Genomic DNA, 18,012 nt, shown 5'->3' on the forward strand with positions numbered 1-18,012 from the left:
CGATTGAATATCATACAAATGTCACAACTTCTTTTTATCATTAACTATATATTATAGAAGGAGTCACTATGGGAATTGGAATACAAGCATTATTTGCTGCATTACCAATATTCATTGCTGGTATTTTACTTGTAGGTTTTAGATTACCTGCAAAAAAAGCAATGCCTATTGTTTATCTTGCAACTACAGCAGTTGCATATTTAGTTTGGGAAGTTACATTCAACAGAATCTTAGCTTCTACTATCCAAGGTCTACTTATTACAGTTGCGGTTTTATGGATTATCTTTGGTGCTATTTTACTATTAAATACACTTAAGCACTCTGGTGCAATTGCAGTAATTAGACAAGGATTTAACAACATTAGTCCAGATAGAAGAGTTCAAGTTGTTATTATTGCTTGGTTATTTGGGTCATTCATTGAGGGTGCATCAGGATTTGGTACACCAGCAGCTATTGCAGCACCTTTATTAGTTGCAATTGGTTTCCCTGCTATGGCAGCTGTTATGGTAGGTATGATGATTCAAAGTACTCCTGTATCGTTTGGAGCAGTAGGAACTCCAATTTTAATTGGTGTAAACAAAGGTTTAGATAGTGCATCTATTGGAACAACACTAGAAGGTCTAGGTTCGAACTGGGAAACTTATTTACAAATCATTACAAGTGAAGTTGCTATTGTTCATGCAATTACAGGAACACTTATTCCACTATTTATGGTAATGATGTTAACTAGATTCTTTGGTAGAAACAAATCATGGACTGAAGGTTTAAATATTATTCCATTTGCTATTTTTGGTGGATTAGCATTTACAATTCCTTACGCATTAACTGGTGTATTCTTAGGGGCTGAATTCCCATCATTAATTGGTGCATTAATTGGTTTACCTATTGTTGTATTTGCTGCAAAAAAAGGTTTCCTTTTACCAAAAACAAGCTGGGATTTTGCTCCAAAAGAAGAGTGGCCAGTTCACTGGGTAAGTAAATTAGAAATCAAACTAGACTCTATGAGTACAAAAGCAAATATGTCATTAACTAAAGCTTGGATTCCATATGTATTAGTTGCTATTATTCTTGTTATTACAAGAGTTTCAGCTGAAGCTAAAGCATTTGTTACATCATGGGTTATTCCATTTAAAGATATTTTAGGAGAAGGTTTAGGATACTCAATTACTCCATTATATTTACCAGGTGGTATTTTAGTATTTGTTGCACTTACAACTTACTTCTTACATAAAATGGAATTCAAAGAGATGAAAGCTGCAATTGGAGAGTCTTCACAAGTAATGATTGGGGCTGGTTTCGTTCTTGTATTTACTATTCCATTAGTTAGAATTTTAATTAACTCAGGAATTAATGAATCTGGATTTGATTCTATGCCTGTTGCTATGGCAAACTTTGTTGCTACATCGGTTGGTGATATTTACCCACTATTTGCTCCAATGGTTGGTGCATTAGGTGCATTTATTGCTGGAAGTAATACAGTTTCAAATATGATGTTATCTCAGTTCCAATTTGGTGTTGCAGATGCTCTTGGAATCTCAACTGCATTTATGATTGCACTTCAAGCAGTTGGTGCAGCAGCTGGTAATATGATTGCAATTCACAATGTAGTTGCAGCAAGTGCTACTGTTGGTTTACTTGACCAAGAAGGTGAAACACTAAGAAGAACAGTTATTCCTACAATTTACTATTGTTTAGTTGCTGGTATTTTAGGTTTAGTTGGAATGTATGTGCTAGGATTAGCAGATCCATTAATGAAGTAACTATAAAGGCTTTTAAGCCTTTATAGTTTTATATAAAAAGAGAAAAGAGTTAAACTTTTTCTCTTACTATTTGAATATCTTTTAAATCAATATCTAAATAACATTTATCCCTGCTAGTTAAACAATCTATACAAAATGATTTTACTGTAAGTTCTAAATTATCATAATTATTTAAAGATACTTCTAGTTCATAATAATCCCCACAATAAGAGATATCTAAAATAGAAGCTTCAATCTTAGAGCTATCCGCAGTTACTTCAATCTTATCAATAGGAATTACAGCTAAGTTCTCAGGAGTGATACTTGAACCTAAATCCTCTATAAGTTTTGTTGGAAGTTTATTAATTCTATTTAAAAAGTTTGCTATGTAGTATGATTTTGGTTTTTCAAAAAGCTCTTTAGCTGTTCCAAACTGCTCAATTTTTTTATCATTGATAATTGCAATTTTATCAGACATACTTAAAGCCTCTTTCTGGTCATGGGTAACTAATATAGCACTAAGACCTAACTCTTTAATCATCTTCTTTAGCCAAACTTTTGTTTTATTTCTTAAAATTGTATCTAGGTTTGAAAAAGGCTCATCTAAAAGCAATACTTTAGGCTCATAGGCTAAAACTCTTGCTATTGAAACCCTTTGCTGCTGCCCACCACTTAACTCGTGAATTTGCTTATGTCTGTGGTCAAATAAATCAAACTGCTTTAATAAAACATCTACTCTTCTTTGCTTTTCGTCTTGTTTAAGTTTATAAAGTGCAAACTCAATGTTTTCTCTTACATTTAAATGAGGGAATAAAGCATAGTCTTGGAAAATATATCCAATATCTTTATTACACTGATTTCTTCCATCATTTACTAAGCACGTTTCATTTAAAAATATTTCACCCTTATAATCATCATGTAAAGAAGCAATACATCTTAGGATTGTACTTTTACCACATCCACTAGGACCTAGAATAGTTACAATTTCCCCTGCTTCAACACTAAAAGAGATATCCTCTAAAATCTTTGTTTCACCAAAAGAAACTGCTAAATCTTTTACACTAATTCCTATCATGAATCATTAATCCTTAATCATATTTTTAAGTAATATTAAAACAGAGATTATTCCTAAACCAACAATAAACATTGCTGGTACACTTGACTCAACAACCTGTGCTTGAGTTACAAGTTCATGGGATAATACTGCTAAAGTATCATAGTTAAATGGCCTTAGAATCATTGTAAGAGGTAACTCTTTAATTACTTCAATAAAGATAACAATAAAACTAGCTAAAGCAGAGTTTTTAATTAAAGGCAACATTACTTTATAAAAAGTTTGGAAAGTTCCTGTACCCATAGTTTTACAAGCATCATCATAGCTTTGAGGTATTTTTGCAAATCCTGATTCATAGTTGTTTATTGAAATAGCAATAAATCTAACTGTATAACCAAAAATTACTGCTATAACAGTTCCACTAAGTAAGATATCAAAACTTCTATCTATAATAGAAAAGAAACTAAGTATTCCAACGGCAACAACAGCACCAGGAATAGAATATCCCAATTTTGATATTTGCATTAGGTAGTCTGCTAGTTTACTTTTATGAAGTCTTACATTATAAACTAAAATAAAAGCTAATACCGTAATAAATATAGCAGAAAAAATACCAAGGGATAAAGTCTGATAAAGTACAGTTAAAAAGTCTTCATCTATTACTTCTTCATATGACCTATAAAACCATACTGACATTTGAGAAAATGGTAATAAAAACCCAAAAAAGAAAGGAATAAAACATGCAACAAATGCAAAAATATTACTAAATCCAGTTAGCTTTTGTTTTGCAATAGGTTTAAAATCTTTTCCACTACTTTTGTATCTTTTATTTCTTCTTTGATATTTCTCTAAAAAGATTAAAATGAAAATAAATAGCATTAACATAGAAGCTAGTTTTGAAGCATCTTCAACACTTCCCATTCCAAACCAAGTCCTAAAAATACCAGTTACAAAAGTTGCAACTCCATAATAATCCATAACCCCAAAATCTGCAACTGCTTCCATTACAGCTAAAATTACACCTGCTACAATTGCTGGTCTTGAAATAGGAATTACTACTTTATAAAAAATTTGAAAATTGTTTAATCCCATAGTCTTTGAAGCATCAATAATAGATGAAGACTCTGCTCTTAAATATGTTTTACAGATTAAATAAACATATGGATATAAAACCAGAGACATTACAATAATAGCACCTTCAATTGACATAATATCAAAGAAGTATACTTCTGATAAATCTTTTCCTAGTAAATCTAAAATAAAAGTTGTCACACTTCCAGTAATATCAAACATTCCACCATAAATATATGCAACGATATATGTAGGAATTGCAAAGGGTAAAATCAATGCATAATGAAAGAATGAAGAACCAGTAAAGGTAAATAGTGAAGTTAAATATGCTGTTGTAAAGCCTAGTATTGCAGTTATTACTGCTACACCTACCATAATATATAATGAGTTAAAAATATATTCAAATAGTACAGTATCTACTAGATGTTTCCAGTTTTCACCGCCTGTAAATATATTTGTAAATAGAATAATTGCTGGTATTGAAATAAGTAGTGTTATAAAAACACTACTTATTGTAAGTTTATTAATATGTTTCAAATTTGTTAAAGCCTCTTATCTCCATCCTGCTTGGTCGAAGATTTTAACAGCTTTTGCATTATTTTCACCTAAAGTGTTGATTGAGATTGTATCATCTTCAAAAGTTCCCCATGAAGAAACTAATTTTGAAGGCTTAACACCTTTTAATACTGGGTACTCAAAGTTACCTTTTGCAAATAATTCTTGTGCATCTGGACTTGCTAAGAACTCAACAAATTTAATTGCATTCTCTTTATTTGGAGAATATTTAGCTACACCTGCACCTGAAACATTGATGTGAGTTCCACCATTTTCAAATTTAGGGAATAAAATTTTAACTTTTTTAACAGCTTCAGCTTGTGCAACTTCTTTGTTATCTACCATTTTACCAATATAATAAGTGTTTGCAATTGCAATTTCACCAATTCCATTTGCTACAGCTTTAACTTGGTATCTATCGTTACCTTTTGGTTTTTTAGCCATATTTGCAACAACACCTTTTGCCCATTCTAAAGCTTTTTCTTCACCGTGGTGAGCAATCATTGCTGCCATTAAAGATTGGTTATAAATATTATTTGAAGATCTAACCATAATTTTCCCTTTAAATTTAGGGTCTGCTAAGTCTTCATAAGTTTTTAACTCTTTTTCAATTCCAGTTCCAAGTTTATATACTGCAACTCTTGATCTTTTTGTAAGAGCGAACCATTTATTATCTTTATCTCTTAATTGTGCTGGGATATTTTTTGTTAAGTAGTCTGAATCAATTGATTGTAATAAATCTTTTTCAGTTGCTTGGTATAATCTTCCTGCATCAACAGTGATTAAAACGTCTGCTGGTGAGTTTTTACCTTCACTTTCAATTCTTTTGATTAAAGCACTTGCTTTTGCTTTTACAACATTTACTTTAATTCCTGTTTTTTCTTCAAACATTTTAAACAGTTGTTTGTCTGTATCATAGTGTCTGTGTGAGTAAACGTTTACTTCATTTGATGCAAATAAAGAACTTGCTAACACAAGAGTTCCTAAGGCTAATTTCTTTAACATATCTGTCCTTTTTTATTAATGATAATAGTTATTGAAATAATATTGTATTGACTCTTAGTTCTTCCTTAATACTAAGAACGATTATCATAATATAATACAGACATAAAAAAAGGGAAGAAGCATAATGCTTCCTCCCTTTTTGGTATTAATACTTTTTAATTACTTTGCGTATGCTGCGTCAGTAACATCTTGAGTATTTACAATATATGGAACTAGTGCCATGTGTCTAGCTCTTTTAATTGCTTTCTCTACCATTTCTTGAGAGTTTTTAGAGTTACCAGTAAGTCTTCTTGGCATAATCTTACCTCTCTCACTCATAGATAGTTTTAATAAATCAGTGTTTTTATAATCAATGAAATCAATTTTCATCTCAGTATATTTACAAAATTTTTTTCCGTATTTTCTTCTTTCAGCCATTTTTATTCCTTATTCCTAGAATGGTATTTCATCGTCATCGATATCGATCTCAGGTATGTTTTGCTCAGGTGCTTTTTGCATTGCATGACTGTTCATACCACCATAACTATTTTGCCCAGCATTTTGCTGTGGTTGATTGTATTGATTTTGTTGTGGTTGATTATAACTATTTTGAGGATTGTTGTATCCTACTTGGTTATCTTGCCCCATATTTTGTGAATCAGCTTTTGAATCTAACATTTTCATACTATCTACTCTTAGAGCATGTTTACTTCTGTTAGAACCATCTTGTGCAGTCCACTGTTCAAATACTAATCTACCTTCTAATAAAACTTTTGAACCTTTTCTTAAGTACTGATTAGCAACTTCTGCAGATCTACCAAAGATATTAAAATCTAAAAAACAAACTTCGTCTTTTTGTTCACCAGTTTGAGTTTTATATCTATGACTTGTAGCAATTGCACCTTTTGCTAGTGCTGCTCCATTAGGCATATATCTTAACTCAATATCTCTTGTAAGATTTCCTACCATTACTACTTTATTATACATAAGACTGTCCTATTTTGCTTTATTAGTTAGCTTTCTTTGCTGCCTCATCGCTCATTTTAGTCCATGCAGCGATTTCTTTTTTGCTTTCGTATTTAATGAAAATGAATCTAATGATATTTTCGTTAATTCTATAGTTTCTTTCGATTTCTTTTAATGAAGCTGGTTCACCTTTGAAATATGCAACAAAGTAGTAACCTCTTTTTTGCTTTTCAATTTCATATGCTAATGGTCTTGAACCCATATCATCACAAGCAACGATTTCACCACCATTTTTAGTGATTAAAGTTTTTACCGCTTCGATTTGTGCCGCAGTCTCTTCTTCAGTAAGAGTTGGCTTAACAATAAACATTGTTTCATAATGTTTTAATTTTGACATCTAATTTCTCCTTTTAGTTTGTGCCGGTATCTTTACAAATATCAGCAAGGACTTTTTTGTAAAGTTGCTGATTTTATCTAATTAAAACTGAAATTTTTCTAAGACAAGATTGTAGATATAGATTTGAATCGTGAATTTTTGAAGATTTTAATTCTAACTCAATATTTAAAAGGTAAGTAAGTATTTCTAAGAATTTCTCTGGTTTGATATTAATTGCTAATCTTGTTTTCTTTTCCCAAACATTTTTAGGAGGAACAAAACCTAATATCTCTTTTGCATTTGGTGCCCCATGAACTCTTGCGTAAGAGCTTATCATAAATAGTTGTTGCACAAAAGAAGTTACTTGAGTTAATAAATAAATCTCATTCATTCCCTCTTCAAGCAATAGCTCTAATTCTTCACTTATATCTTGTGAAGATAGTAAATTATGTAAAAAATCTTCAAAATTAATTGCTCCAATCCCAAAACAGTGAGCATTTATTTTATCAGTTGTGATTTTTTCATTTAAAATTGCAAGTTTTTCTAAATCATTTACACATAAAGATAAATCTTGTCTATGCATAAAATAAAGATGATTTAATGCTGACATCTCATAATTTAAATTTAAACTTCTTGCATGGTTCTCAATAAGTTTTACGGCTTCATTTGCAAAAGGTGAGAAAAGTCTAACACTAACAGATTTTAGTTTTGTAGTAAAATATCCGCCCATTGCTTTAAAATCACTATCACCCATACAAGCGAAAATAACTTTAGAATCAGGGTTTACACTACAAGCTTCTATTAGTTCTACAACTTCTTTTTTTGGAAGTTTTTTTTCTATTTTGATAATAAGTATATTATTTGATGCAAAAAGTGAAGACTGAAGAAGTTTATCTTTTGCATACTTGAAGTTATAATCATCATAATATAGTTTTTCTATCTCATCTTTAGAACCTAAACTATCAGCCACTAAATTAGTGTAATAGTCTATTAAAAAAGATGACTGCCCATAAAACATATAAGCATTGAAGATTTCATTTTGTCTTAACTTATTATCAAATTCGTTTCTATACATGTTGAAATAATAACTAAAATTAGCTTTTTTTGTACTTTTCTTTTTTTATGAAAACAATTTGTTACAATATTAGAAACAAAAGGTTTTATTTATGGATATTGAAATTTCTACTCCTGCATTACTATTTCCAGCAGTCTCTTTACTACTATTAGCTTATACAAACAGATTTCTTACAACGGGTCAATTAATTAGAGCTTTAAGTTCACAAGCAAGAAAAGGAGAGATTGGGGAATACAAAGGTCAAATTGATAACTTAAAAAAAAGACTTGAATTAACAAAATGGATGCAGTTTTTTGGAGCATTATCACTTTTAATGTGTACTATCTCTATGTTTTGTCTTTTTTTAGGGTTTTATATTTTTGGTAAACAAATTTTTGGATTAAGTCTAATCTCTATGTGTTTATCATTAGGTATTTCTATTTGGGAAGTTTATATCTCATCAAATGCATTAAACCTTGAATTAAAAGATTTAATGGAAAAATGTAACTAATAAATTAACAGGAGCTATTATGCAAACAGAAGCAAAGATTTTATGGACTAGTGATAATAAAGAAACAGTAGAGAACATGGTACTTTTATATGCTCATAATGCAAAACTAAAAGCATGGATGGAAGAAGTGACAGTTTTAGTTTGGGGAGCAAGTCAAAAACTAATCCATGAAGATAAACAAATCCAAGAAAAAATAAAAAAGATATCAAAGGATGGTGTTAAATTTATTGCTTGTTTAAAGTGTGCAGATAACTTAAGTATCACCTCAACACTAGAATCTTGCGATATTAATGTTTATTATACAGGTGAACTTTTAAGTCAATGGATTAAATCAGGAGATACAATTATTACTGTTTAGTCTTCTTTTTTATATAAAGCATAGATAAACTCTCTTGTATTTAAACTTGGCATAGTAAACTCAAAAGTTTCAGACTCTAATAGTTTGAAACTTTTCCCAAGATAAGATTGAAACTCTTCTAAATCATACTGTTTTAAAGGTAGATTTGCACACTTTTTTGCAGTACCTTTTGTATATTGGGCAAAAAGAACAAGACCATCTTTTCTAAGACTTTGTTTTAAACTTTCAAAATAGTTTTTGATATCTTCCTCATCAATTAAAAAATGTAGTACTGCCCTATCTATCCAAACATCACACTCTTTTTTAAAAGGCTTTGAAATATCATGGTGAAAAAACTCTACATTTTTATTTTCTATTCTTTGTTTTAAGATATCTAAAGCTTCTTGGCTTATATCATTTAAAACTGTTTTCCCTTTTCTTGAAGCTAAGATATCTGCTATTTTAGAAGTACCTACTCCACTTACAAAGATATCTTTATCGCTTAAGTTTTCAATTTTTTCTAAATACTTTTGTGTTTGAGAAAAATCTTTTTCAAACCAACCTAAAATTTCCTCACATTGAGTGTTAAAAATATTATCCCAGTGTTCTTGTTTTTCCATTAGTATTTTAGTGACCCCACAATTTTTTTAGTAATTATATCACTTGATTTTATTACTATCTTTTGCTTAGAGAATAGCACTTGCCCTTTATAGTTATCTAAATAGACTTTCATACCAGGAACTACTCCATAAGCAACACAAGCTCCTTTTTCATCATCAGTTATTTTTACTTTTATTTCTGCACCAAGATTTTTTGCAGCCCATCTTGCATATTTTCTATCTTCAAAGTCCCAAACCATTTGATCTATCTTTCTTTCTTGAATAGAGATATGGTCACATATTTCATCAATATTTTTAGGTGTTTGTTTTGTTTTTAACATACGGTGTAAAACTAAATCTGAGTATCTTCTAATTGGACTTGTAAAGTGTGAATAAGAAGAGAAACCTAAACCAAAGTGTCCTAAGTTTTTAGAAGAGTACTTAGCTTGTGTTTGAGCATGAATAATTAGTTCATCAATTTCATCTTTGATTACTGAATGTTTGGCTTTCTTTTGAATATGAGTAATTGTATCATGAACATCATTTTGTAATTTTGCTTTTATTCCTAAGGCATTTACATCATCAACTAGTTTTGATATTGCTTTAAATGCTGGTTCTTCATGTATTCTAAAAATCCCAACAGAGTTTACTTTTTTACTTGCTTCAATATTTGCTAAAAGCATACACTCTTCAACTAACTGGTGAGAAGGTGAAGAAGTTTCAATATCAATACCTTCTAACTCGCTTTGTCTATTTAACTTTAATCTATACTCTACACTTCTAAAGTCATAACCTTTTTTTAGTCTTTCATGTCTAAAAGATTTTGTAACCTCATATAAAGAGACTAAAGTATCAAAAATAGCTTTCTCTTCTTCTGTGAAAGTATCAAACTTACCATCTAAGATTCTGTCAATTCTTCCATATGAGAATTTTCTTCTTGATTTTATGATTGCTTCAAATACTTCTGATTTTAATATTGCTTTATTTTCTATATCTAAATAGATTTTAAATACATAAGAGTATCTTTCTACGCCTTCTTTTAATGAACACATATCCTCACTAAGCTCATTTGGAAGCATTGGTAAAACTTTTCCAGGTAAATAAGCAGATGTACTTTTTTGAAAGGCTAATTTATCAAGCTCACTACCCTCTTTTACAAAATAAGAAACATCAGCAATAGCTACATAAAGGATTTCTCCTTCTTCATCATAATAGATTGCATCATCATGGTCTTTTGCACTTGCAGGGTCAATTGTAGTAAAAGCTAAATGTGTTAAATCAACTCTCTCATTTGTATCATCCATTTTTGCTTCTACATTTAATGGCTTTTGTAATCTAAACTCTTCATTGTATAGATGTAATGATATTTGTTCATCTATTTTTGCATCACGTATATTTCCTAGATTTTTTATAATTTCAAACTTTTTGTCATCTATTAATAAAACATCATTCTCATTTGCTTCAAGCTCTTTTTTTATTTGAAGTTCAATATTCTCTTTTATAGTATAAAACTTATTGTCTCTTTTATATACTAAAACCTCTTTTCTAGTTCCTTCTAGGATTCTTATAATTTTTGCTTTTGTTCTACTTCTTGGATTAAAAACTCTTTTTGCTAATACTAAATCATTATCATATGCACCTTCTAGATTTTCAAAATCTATTCTTATATCTTTGTATTCATTTGATAAGTCTTTTAAAGTTGCAGTATTTTTATTGATTTTTACTGTAGCAATTTTGTATTTAGAATTTATTTCAAATATATTATTATCTTTTCTTATGATTATCTCTTCATTTAAAAAAGGTTCTAATTGCGCTAGTTCCTCATTTGAAAAGTCATTTATACCTTTTTCAATCTTTGTAAAAATCTTTTTTAACAAGATTTATCCTTTAATTAATATTTTGTTATTTGTTTGATATAATTTTATTCTTAAGTTTATTCAAAGGACGTTTGAATGTTTTTTAAAATAATTATTTCTCTTACTCTATTATTAAGTACTTCACTTATGGCAAATAGTAGCAAACCTACACTTATATTCTATTGTGGAATTACAATGGTTAAACCTATCAAAGAGATGGCTAAAATTATTGAAGATAAATATAACTGTACTATTAAAATCTCTCAAGGTGGTTCAAAAGACCTTTATGACTCATTGAAGTACTCAAAAGTAGGTGATTTATTTCTTCCAGGAAGTAACTCATATAGAACAAATAATCTAAAAGATGGATACTTACTTGAAGCAGTTGAAATAGGCTATAACAAAGCAGCAATTTTTGTTAGAAAAGATAAAAACAAAGGAAATATTGATTTAGAAGATTTTATAAAAACGTCTTTATCTTCAATTTTATGTAATCCAAAATCAGGAAGCATAGGAAGAGAAACTAAAAAAATATTTGAAAACTACAAAGGCGAAGATTTTTTCTATGATGCCTATGACAATTCAGTTGAAATTGGAACAGATTCAAGAAATCTAAATAGAGCCTTAATAGATAAAAGAGCAGACATAACTATAAACTGGCGTTCAACAGCTTTTTGGCAAGAAAATAATAAACATATAGATATAATAGAGATAGATGAAAAGTTTGCTAAAAAAGAGCAACTTAAAATATCACTACTTAAATTTTCACAAAATAAAGTGATTGCAAAAGCCTTTATGGAGTTTGCAGCTTCAAAAGAAGGACAAAAGATTATGAAAAAGTATGGTTTTTTATAGGATGATTTTTGTTTAAAAACATCTCTTACAATCTTAAAAATTTAATCTTACTACTTTTAGTTTTTGTATTTGGACTAATTTTTCTTATTTCTTTACATCTATTTTTTCTAAATCTAATTGAGAACTTAGATAAGAAAACAGAGAATCTAAAAGCGAAGATGGAAATTGGGGAATTAATTGTAAATGACCTACATAAAATACGTTCTGACTTTTATGAATTAGCAACTTCTACTACAAATGTAAGAGGGATGAAACTTATAAATCAAAGAATTGAAAATAAAGTTGAAGAGATAGAAGATAGCCTAAGTATTTTAGAAAATGGGGGAAGATTAGAGCGAACCATTAGATTAAATATCGTAGGACATAATGATACAAAAAAGATAATTACTTATAAAAAAGATGACAATAATATCTCCCTTGAAGTAATTGATTTAAGCCCAAAAATTATTCAATTTGAAGAGATGCTTCAAACTTTAAATGAGCTTTTAAAAAAGCAGTTTTCCCTTAAAAGAGAGAATAACCTAGAAGGTTTTTTAAAACAAAACAAAACAATCAAAAGATTTTATAAAAGTACTCCCGCATTTTTTGTAAGGGTTACGGAAAATGCAAATAGACTTTTATATGAAGGAACTATTGAACTAAAGAAACTACAAGATGAAATTAAAAAGCAAAAGAAACAATATACACAACTAGAACTACTTTTAATTTTAATGATTATTTTGACAGTTTTAATTCTAGGGTTCTTAATTGCTATTCAAATAAATAAAAATACTAAAAATCTTCAAATACAAGAGCGTTCAACTAGAGGTATTTTAGATGCTCAAAAAAATATAGTTGTTGTAAGTAATGGCGAATATATGATTGATGCAAACCAAGCATTGGTTGACTTTTTTGATGGCTACAATAGTTTTAATGACTTTAAAAAAGAGCATATTTGTATTTGTGACTTTTTTATTGACATCAAAGATGATGAATATATAGTTGATAAAGATTATAATGGAAGAATGTGGTTTGAGTATATTCTTGATAATCCAAATAAACTGCATAAAGTTGCAATGTATAAACAAAAAAGTTTAAACTATTTTACAATCACAGCAACAAAAAAGATATTAGACTCTCAAAACTTTATTGTTATTGTTGCATTAAATAATATTACTACAGAAATTCAAACGCAAAAAAAGTTAAAAGCTTTAAATGACAACCTTGAAAATATAGTAAACGATAAAACAAAAGAACTTCAAGACCTAAATGAAACTCTTGAACTAAGAATCAAAGAAGAAGTTGAAAAAAATAGAGAAAAAGATAAAACTCTAATTCAACAAGGACGATTTGCAGCATTAGGTGAGATGATAGGAAATATTGCCCACCAATGGAGACAACCATTATCTGCGATTTCTTCAACTGTGTCGTCTATGCAACTGCAAAGACAATTAGCAATAGCAAGTGATAAAGATATTGATAGCTCCTATGAATCGATTATGAAGTATGTTCAATTTTTAAATCAAACAATTGAAGACTTTAGAAGCTTTTTTAGAAAAGACAAAGAACAAATAAAATTCAATATTATAGAGATTTTAAATAACTCTTTATCTATCACAAGTGCTGTATATAAAGACAATGAGATTATCCTAACATTGGATATAAAAGAAGAGCAACTAATCTCAAAAGGCTTTCCAAATGAGCTTTCACAAGTATTTTTAAATATATTAAATAATGCAAAAGATGTTCTAAAAGAGAAAAAATTTGAAAAAAGACATGTTTATATAAAAGCCTACAGTACAAAAATAAATAATGTTATTGAAATCTTTGATAGTGCAGGAGGAATTCCTGCCCATGCAAAAGATAAAGTCTTTGACCCTTACTTCACTACTAAACACAAATCACAAGGTACTGGTATCGGTCTTTATATGAGTAAAGATATTATTGAAAAACATATGAATGGTTCTTTAACAGCCATAAATTCAGACTTTTTCATTGAACAATATCATTATTTTGGTGCTTGCTTTAAAATAGAATTACCCAAACTTTAGTTTTTTTTAGGTATAATCCCTCAAAATTTTGAGAAGAGGTACACAGTAATGGCATTAAATGTTTACTACGATAAAGATTGTAATATTGAATTAATTAAATCAAAAAAAGTTGCAATGATTGGATTTGGATCACAAGGTCACGCGCACGCAGAAAACTTAAGAGACTCTGGTGTTGAAGTTATTGTTGGATTAAGAAAAAATGGTTCTTCATGGGCTAAAGCTGAAGCTAAAGGTTTTGAAGTTAAAACTGTTGCTGAAGCAACTGCAGCTTCAGACGTTGTTGTAATTTTATTACCAGACGAAAACCAAGCTGATATCTGGGAAAATGAAATCAAAGATAACTTAAAAGAAGGTGCTTACGTTTCATTTGGACACGGTTTCAACATTCACTATGGAAGAATTGCTCCAGCAGCTAACATCAATGTAATGATGGTTGCTCCAAAAGCTCCAGGTCATACTGTAAGATCTGAGTTTACTAAAGGTGGGGGAATTCCTGACTTAATCGCTATTCACCAAGATGCATCTGGTGACACTAAAGATGTAGCATTAGCATATGCTTCTGCAATCGGTGGTGGTAGAACTGGAATTATCGAAACTACTTTCAAAGATGAAACTGAAACTGATTTATTCGGTGAGCAAGCTGTATTATGTGGTGGAGCTACTGCATTAGTTCAAGCTGGTTTTGAAACATTAACTAACGCTGGATATGATCCAATGATGGCATACTTTGAGTGTTTACACGAATTAAAATTAATCGTTGACTTAATGTATGAAGGTGGTATTGCAGATATGAGATATTCTATTTCAAATACTGCTGAATACGGTGATTACATTGCTGGAAAAAGAATCATCAATGATGAGTCTAAACAAGCTATGAGAGAATTATTAACTGAAATTCAAGATGGAAGATTTGCTAAAGACTTTATCTTAGAAGGTCAAGCTGGATACCCAAGAATGAATGCTGAAAGAAAGAACTCAAGAGCTTCTTTAATTGAGCAAACTGGTTCTCAGTTAAGATCAATGATGCCATGGATTGCATCTAACAAAATCGTAGATCAAGACAAAAACTAATTATCTAAGTAAGAGAGTTTAACTCTCTTACTTCTTTTTTTATATGGCTAAAAGAAAAACTAAACGAAAATCTACTAACACAAAACATAGAAAATCACAAAATATTAATTTCAAACTAATTAATATACTACTATTAATAATCCTTGCCCTAATTATTGCAATTGGAATTTTAATCTATTTAATTGATAATAAAAAAGTAGAAGAATCTAAAAAAGATATTTCTAAAATTGAAAAGAAAATCAAAGAAGATATTACTAAAATACAAGAAACTAGTGAAGATAAATTAAATAAATACGTAAAAAATATTGAAGTAAAAAAAGACAAATTTGAAGAGTATACTGAAGACTTATATAAAGAGTATATACATGAAAAAACTGAAGACAAAACAACAAATATTATAAAAGAAAAAAAGCCAGACACAAAACCTAAAACAGAAGAAATAACAAATATTCAGACAGAAGAGGTATCTGTATTTCATAAACCACTTCCAATACAAACAAATAAACCTAAACTTGCAATTGTTATTGATGATGTTACAACACAATACCAAATCAATAAAATCAATAATATAGGCTATAAAACTACAATGTCAATCCTACCTCCTACATCAAGAAACGGAAGTACAATTGAGATGGTAAATGGTCTACCTTTTTATATGATTCACTTTCCTATGGAAGCAAAATATTTCAAAGGTGAAGAGCAAGGAACACTTCATATAAAAGACTCTTATGAAAAGATTGAAAAAAGAGTTGCTCAAATAAGAGATTGGTATCCAAATGCACAATTTACAAATAACCATACAGGTAGTAAATTTACTCAAGATACTGAAGCTATGGATAGACTATTTAAAGCTTTAACAAAATATAACTTTACTTTTATGGATAGTAGAACGACAAGTAAAAGTAAAGGTAAAATCATGGCAGATAAATATAATATGCCATATATTGCAAGAAATATTTTCTTAGACAATGAACAAGAATTTAACTATATACAAAACCAATTAAAAAAAGCAATATCAATTGCTAAAAAAAGAGGTTATGCTATTGCCATTGGTCACCCACACGATATCACTATAAAAGTCCTTAGAGAATCTAAACCTTTATTAAAAGATTTAGAACTTATTTATGTAAATCAACTTCCTATTTTATAATTTTATTTATTATTTATAAAGTTTAATTCCTATATTATCTTTTAAAATCTAAGGTTTTAAAATGATAGAAAAAATTAATTTTCATATAAATGAATTAAACTCAATGAAAAAATATCCCAAGGAACTTTTTTGTATTGGGAACAAAAATCTTCTAAATAAAAGAAAGGTTTCTATAGTAGGAAGCAGAAAGCCAAATTTGTATGCTCAGAAAATGACACACCTTCTTTCACAAGGCTTCGCTCAAAGAGATATGGTAGTTGTAAGTGGCGCTGCTATTGGCGTTGATAGTATAGCTCATAAAGCAGCTAAGGCAGAAAATACAATTGCTGTAGTTGCAAATGGCTTAGATATAAGATATCCAGCTATTAATAAAAAACTTATTGAAGAGATTGAACAAAATGGTTTAATGCTTAGCTCTTATAAAAAAGGAGAGAAAGCTAGAAATTATAGTTTTGTACAAAGAAATGAAATAGTTGTGTCCCTTGGCGAAGTTTTAATAGTGACTTATGCAGATGAAAAAAGTGGTACATTAAGTTCAATAAACTATGCCCTTAAAATGGGTAAAAAGGTATATACTATTCCCCATAGGTTAGATGAAAGTATTGGAACACAAAAGCTTTTAGAAAAAGGTCTAATTGAACCAATTTATTGTATTGAAACATTTTTAAACTCTTTTTGCAGTATTGAGAAAAAAGATGATGAGCTTACAAACTATCTAAAAACTCATCCAAAATATGAAGATGCAATATCAAAGTATGCTAGTAAAATATTTGAGTTAGAACTTGATGGAACAATTATAGTTGAAAATGGACTTGTTAAGCCCATTTTTTAATGCTCTTGTGTTTTTTCTTTTTTATTTTCACTTTCGAAAACTTGTTTCAAACTTTCAGTAATCAAAATATTATGTCTTTGCTGTATTTGTTCCCACTGCTTTTTATCTATTTCGATATTTTTATTTTTATCTTTTTTATTTTTTTCAAGAATATCTAATACAAAATTAATAGCATCATTGAAAAAACTTGCAAGCTCACCTTTTTCTTGGTTTTCAGGAAGAGAGAAAAAATCTCCTATATTAGCTTTTACCTTATTTTCAATTGTACTTTCACTAGTGTAAGCTTCTTCTAAAGAGATTTCTCCATCAAAATCTTTATCTGCATTTAGGGTATAGTTTAGTTCATCATCTAAAGATTTTACATGAATACCTGTTCTATATATTGTTTCATCAATACTACCATAATTCCCATAACCTAAATTGTCAACTTTTTCATCAATAGATATATCATCAGAATTATAAGTGATGGTTCCTTTTATTCCAAAAGCATTATATGTATTAAGATATTCTTCTTCGGTAAGTTTTCCATCATTATTTGCATCAGAAGATAAGAATTCTCTTTTGTATGCAATATCTGCAAACCAACCAGATACAAAAGACTCTGCTTTGGCATTAAGTCTTATATCCCCATTTTCTCTTTGAAAAAAATCATCTTCAGAAAAATTTCTTTTAAGTCTATCGATTGTTGAATTATCTAAAGCAACTTGAACATGATTTCCATTAGTAGGGTCTTTGAATATTATATTTGTAGTATTTTCATTTTCATTAGTTGTTTGATAAGTGATATTATCTGATTGGTTTGTTTTTGTTAAAGTATTGTCAAAAGAAAGATTTTCTTTTGAGAGTTCTTCTTTTGTCCTATTTTTTGTATTTACTTCATATGATTTAAATGCTGTTCCAGATAAAGTAATTTGCATATTTCTTCCTATTTATATAATTATATTGATTATATAATACTATTAAGTTATTAAT

17 protein-coding genes and 1 pseudogene are annotated in these 18,012 nt (G+C 29.2%); 8 read left to right on the top strand and 10 right to left on the bottom strand.

Annotated elements, in window-relative coordinates; all coding sequences use genetic code 11:
• The first annotated feature begins 68 nt into the window (after window positions 1-68).
• Window positions 69-1,760 (top strand): L-lactate permease, encoded by a 1,692-nt coding sequence (locus tag CRV03_RS09585; RefSeq protein ID WP_129084920.1) that lies wholly within the window; start codon window positions 69-71, stop codon window positions 1,758-1,760.
• A 49-nt stretch (window positions 1,761-1,809) separates the two neighbouring features.
• On the opposite strand, the gene CRV03_RS09590 is transcribed toward CRV03_RS09585, so the two are convergent.
• The 7 genes and pseudogenes from CRV03_RS09590 to holA all read right to left on the bottom strand — a co-directional run bounded on the left by CRV03_RS09590 (window position 1,810) and on the right by holA (window position 7,820).
• Window positions 1,810-2,814 (bottom strand): ABC transporter ATP-binding protein, encoded by a 1,005-nt coding sequence (locus tag CRV03_RS09590; RefSeq protein WP_129084921.1) that lies wholly within the window; start codon window positions 2,812-2,814, stop codon window positions 1,810-1,812.
• A 6-nt stretch (window positions 2,815-2,820) separates the two neighbouring features.
• A complete protein-coding gene (locus CRV03_RS09595; protein ID WP_129084922.1) occupies window positions 2,821-4,401 on the bottom strand; it encodes an iron ABC transporter permease in 1,581 nt (526 codons plus the stop codon).
• 15 nt (window positions 4,402-4,416) lie between these two features.
• Window positions 4,417-5,424, bottom strand: a complete 1,008-nt coding sequence (locus tag CRV03_RS09600) for a Fe(3+) ABC transporter substrate-binding protein (protein WP_129084923.1) — start codon at window positions 5,422-5,424, stop codon at window positions 4,417-4,419.
• 159 nt (window positions 5,425-5,583) lie between these two features.
• Window positions 5,584-5,841: a 30S ribosomal protein S18 gene (gene rpsR / locus CRV03_RS09605; RefSeq protein WP_129084924.1), complete on the bottom strand. Its 258-nt coding sequence runs from the start codon at window positions 5,839-5,841 to the stop codon at window positions 5,584-5,586.
• Between the two features lie 15 nt (window positions 5,842-5,856).
• Window positions 5,857-6,390 carry a single-stranded DNA-binding protein gene (locus tag CRV03_RS09610; RefSeq protein ID WP_129084925.1) on the bottom strand — a complete coding sequence of 178 codons (534 nt, stop codon included), beginning with the start codon at window positions 6,388-6,390 and terminating at the stop codon, window positions 5,857-5,859.
• Window positions 6,391-6,421: 31 nt separating this feature from the next.
• Window positions 6,422-6,766 (bottom strand): annotated as a pseudogene (rpsF, locus tag CRV03_RS09615) (30S ribosomal protein S6); the annotation flags it as partial.
• Between the two features lie 73 nt (window positions 6,767-6,839).
• The gene (gene holA, locus CRV03_RS09620) at window positions 6,840-7,820 is read right to left on the bottom strand and encodes a DNA polymerase III subunit delta (protein WP_129084927.1); all 981 of its coding nucleotides are present in this window, start codon (window positions 7,818-7,820) and stop codon (window positions 6,840-6,842) included.
• A 91-nt stretch (window positions 7,821-7,911) separates the two neighbouring features.
• Between holA and CRV03_RS09625 the strand changes: the two genes are divergently transcribed.
• Window positions 7,912-8,310, top strand: coding sequence for a DUF2721 domain-containing protein (locus tag CRV03_RS09625; RefSeq protein WP_129006669.1), 399 nt, complete (start codon window positions 7,912-7,914; stop codon window positions 8,308-8,310).
• Between the two features lie 19 nt (window positions 8,311-8,329).
• Window positions 8,330-8,668: a DsrE family protein gene (locus CRV03_RS09630; RefSeq protein WP_129084928.1), complete on the top strand. Its 339-nt coding sequence runs from the start codon at window positions 8,330-8,332 to the stop codon at window positions 8,666-8,668.
• On the opposite strand, the gene CRV03_RS09635 is transcribed toward CRV03_RS09630, so the two are convergent.
• Window positions 8,665-9,267, bottom strand: coding sequence for a class I SAM-dependent methyltransferase (locus CRV03_RS09635; RefSeq protein ID WP_129084929.1), 603 nt, complete (start codon window positions 9,265-9,267; stop codon window positions 8,665-8,667). The two genes, CRV03_RS09630 and CRV03_RS09635, sit on opposite strands and share 4 nt — an antisense overlap.
• Complete coding sequence (locus tag CRV03_RS09640; protein WP_129084930.1) at window positions 9,267-11,123, bottom strand: ribonuclease R family protein; 1,857 nt, start codon at window positions 11,121-11,123, stop codon at window positions 9,267-9,269. The genes CRV03_RS09635 and CRV03_RS09640 overlap by 1 nt, the downstream gene beginning before the upstream one ends.
• 75 nt (window positions 11,124-11,198) lie before the next feature.
• On the opposite strand from CRV03_RS09640, the gene CRV03_RS09645 reads away from it, so the two are divergent.
• From CRV03_RS09645 to CRV03_RS09665, 5 genes are all read left to right on the top strand, one after another.
• Window positions 11,199-11,957 carry a substrate-binding domain-containing protein gene (locus CRV03_RS09645; RefSeq protein ID WP_129084931.1) on the top strand — a complete coding sequence of 253 codons (759 nt, stop codon included), beginning with the start codon at window positions 11,199-11,201 and terminating at the stop codon, window positions 11,955-11,957.
• 8 nt (window positions 11,958-11,965) lie between these two features.
• Window positions 11,966-13,987 carry a sensor histidine kinase gene (locus CRV03_RS09650; RefSeq protein WP_129084932.1) on the top strand — a complete coding sequence of 674 codons (2,022 nt, stop codon included), beginning with the start codon at window positions 11,966-11,968 and terminating at the stop codon, window positions 13,985-13,987.
• A gap of 48 nt (window positions 13,988-14,035) precedes the next feature.
• The gene (ilvC, locus tag CRV03_RS09655; RefSeq protein WP_129084933.1) at window positions 14,036-15,058 is read left to right on the top strand and encodes a ketol-acid reductoisomerase; all 1,023 of its coding nucleotides are present in this window, start codon (window positions 14,036-14,038) and stop codon (window positions 15,056-15,058) included.
• A gap of 43 nt (window positions 15,059-15,101) precedes the next feature.
• Window positions 15,102-16,208 (top strand): divergent polysaccharide deacetylase family protein, encoded by a 1,107-nt coding sequence (locus CRV03_RS09660; protein ID WP_129084934.1) that lies wholly within the window; start codon window positions 15,102-15,104, stop codon window positions 16,206-16,208.
• 61 nt (window positions 16,209-16,269) lie between these two features.
• Entirely contained in the window at window positions 16,270-17,040 is a 771-nt protein-coding gene (locus CRV03_RS09665; protein ID WP_129084935.1) for a DNA-processing protein DprA, read from the top strand.
• Here the strand turns inward: CRV03_RS09665 and CRV03_RS09670 are convergent.
• On the bottom strand, window positions 17,037-17,957 hold the full coding sequence (locus tag CRV03_RS09670) for a hypothetical protein (RefSeq protein ID WP_129084936.1): 921 nt from the start codon (window positions 17,955-17,957) through the stop codon (window positions 17,037-17,039). The two genes, CRV03_RS09665 and CRV03_RS09670, sit on opposite strands and share 4 nt — an antisense overlap.
• Window positions 17,958-18,012: the final 55 nt, after the last annotated feature.

The sequence above is a fragment of the Arcobacter sp. F155 genome, from assembly GCF_004116455.1.
Lineage (GTDB): Bacteria > Campylobacterota > Campylobacteria > Campylobacterales > Arcobacteraceae > Halarcobacter.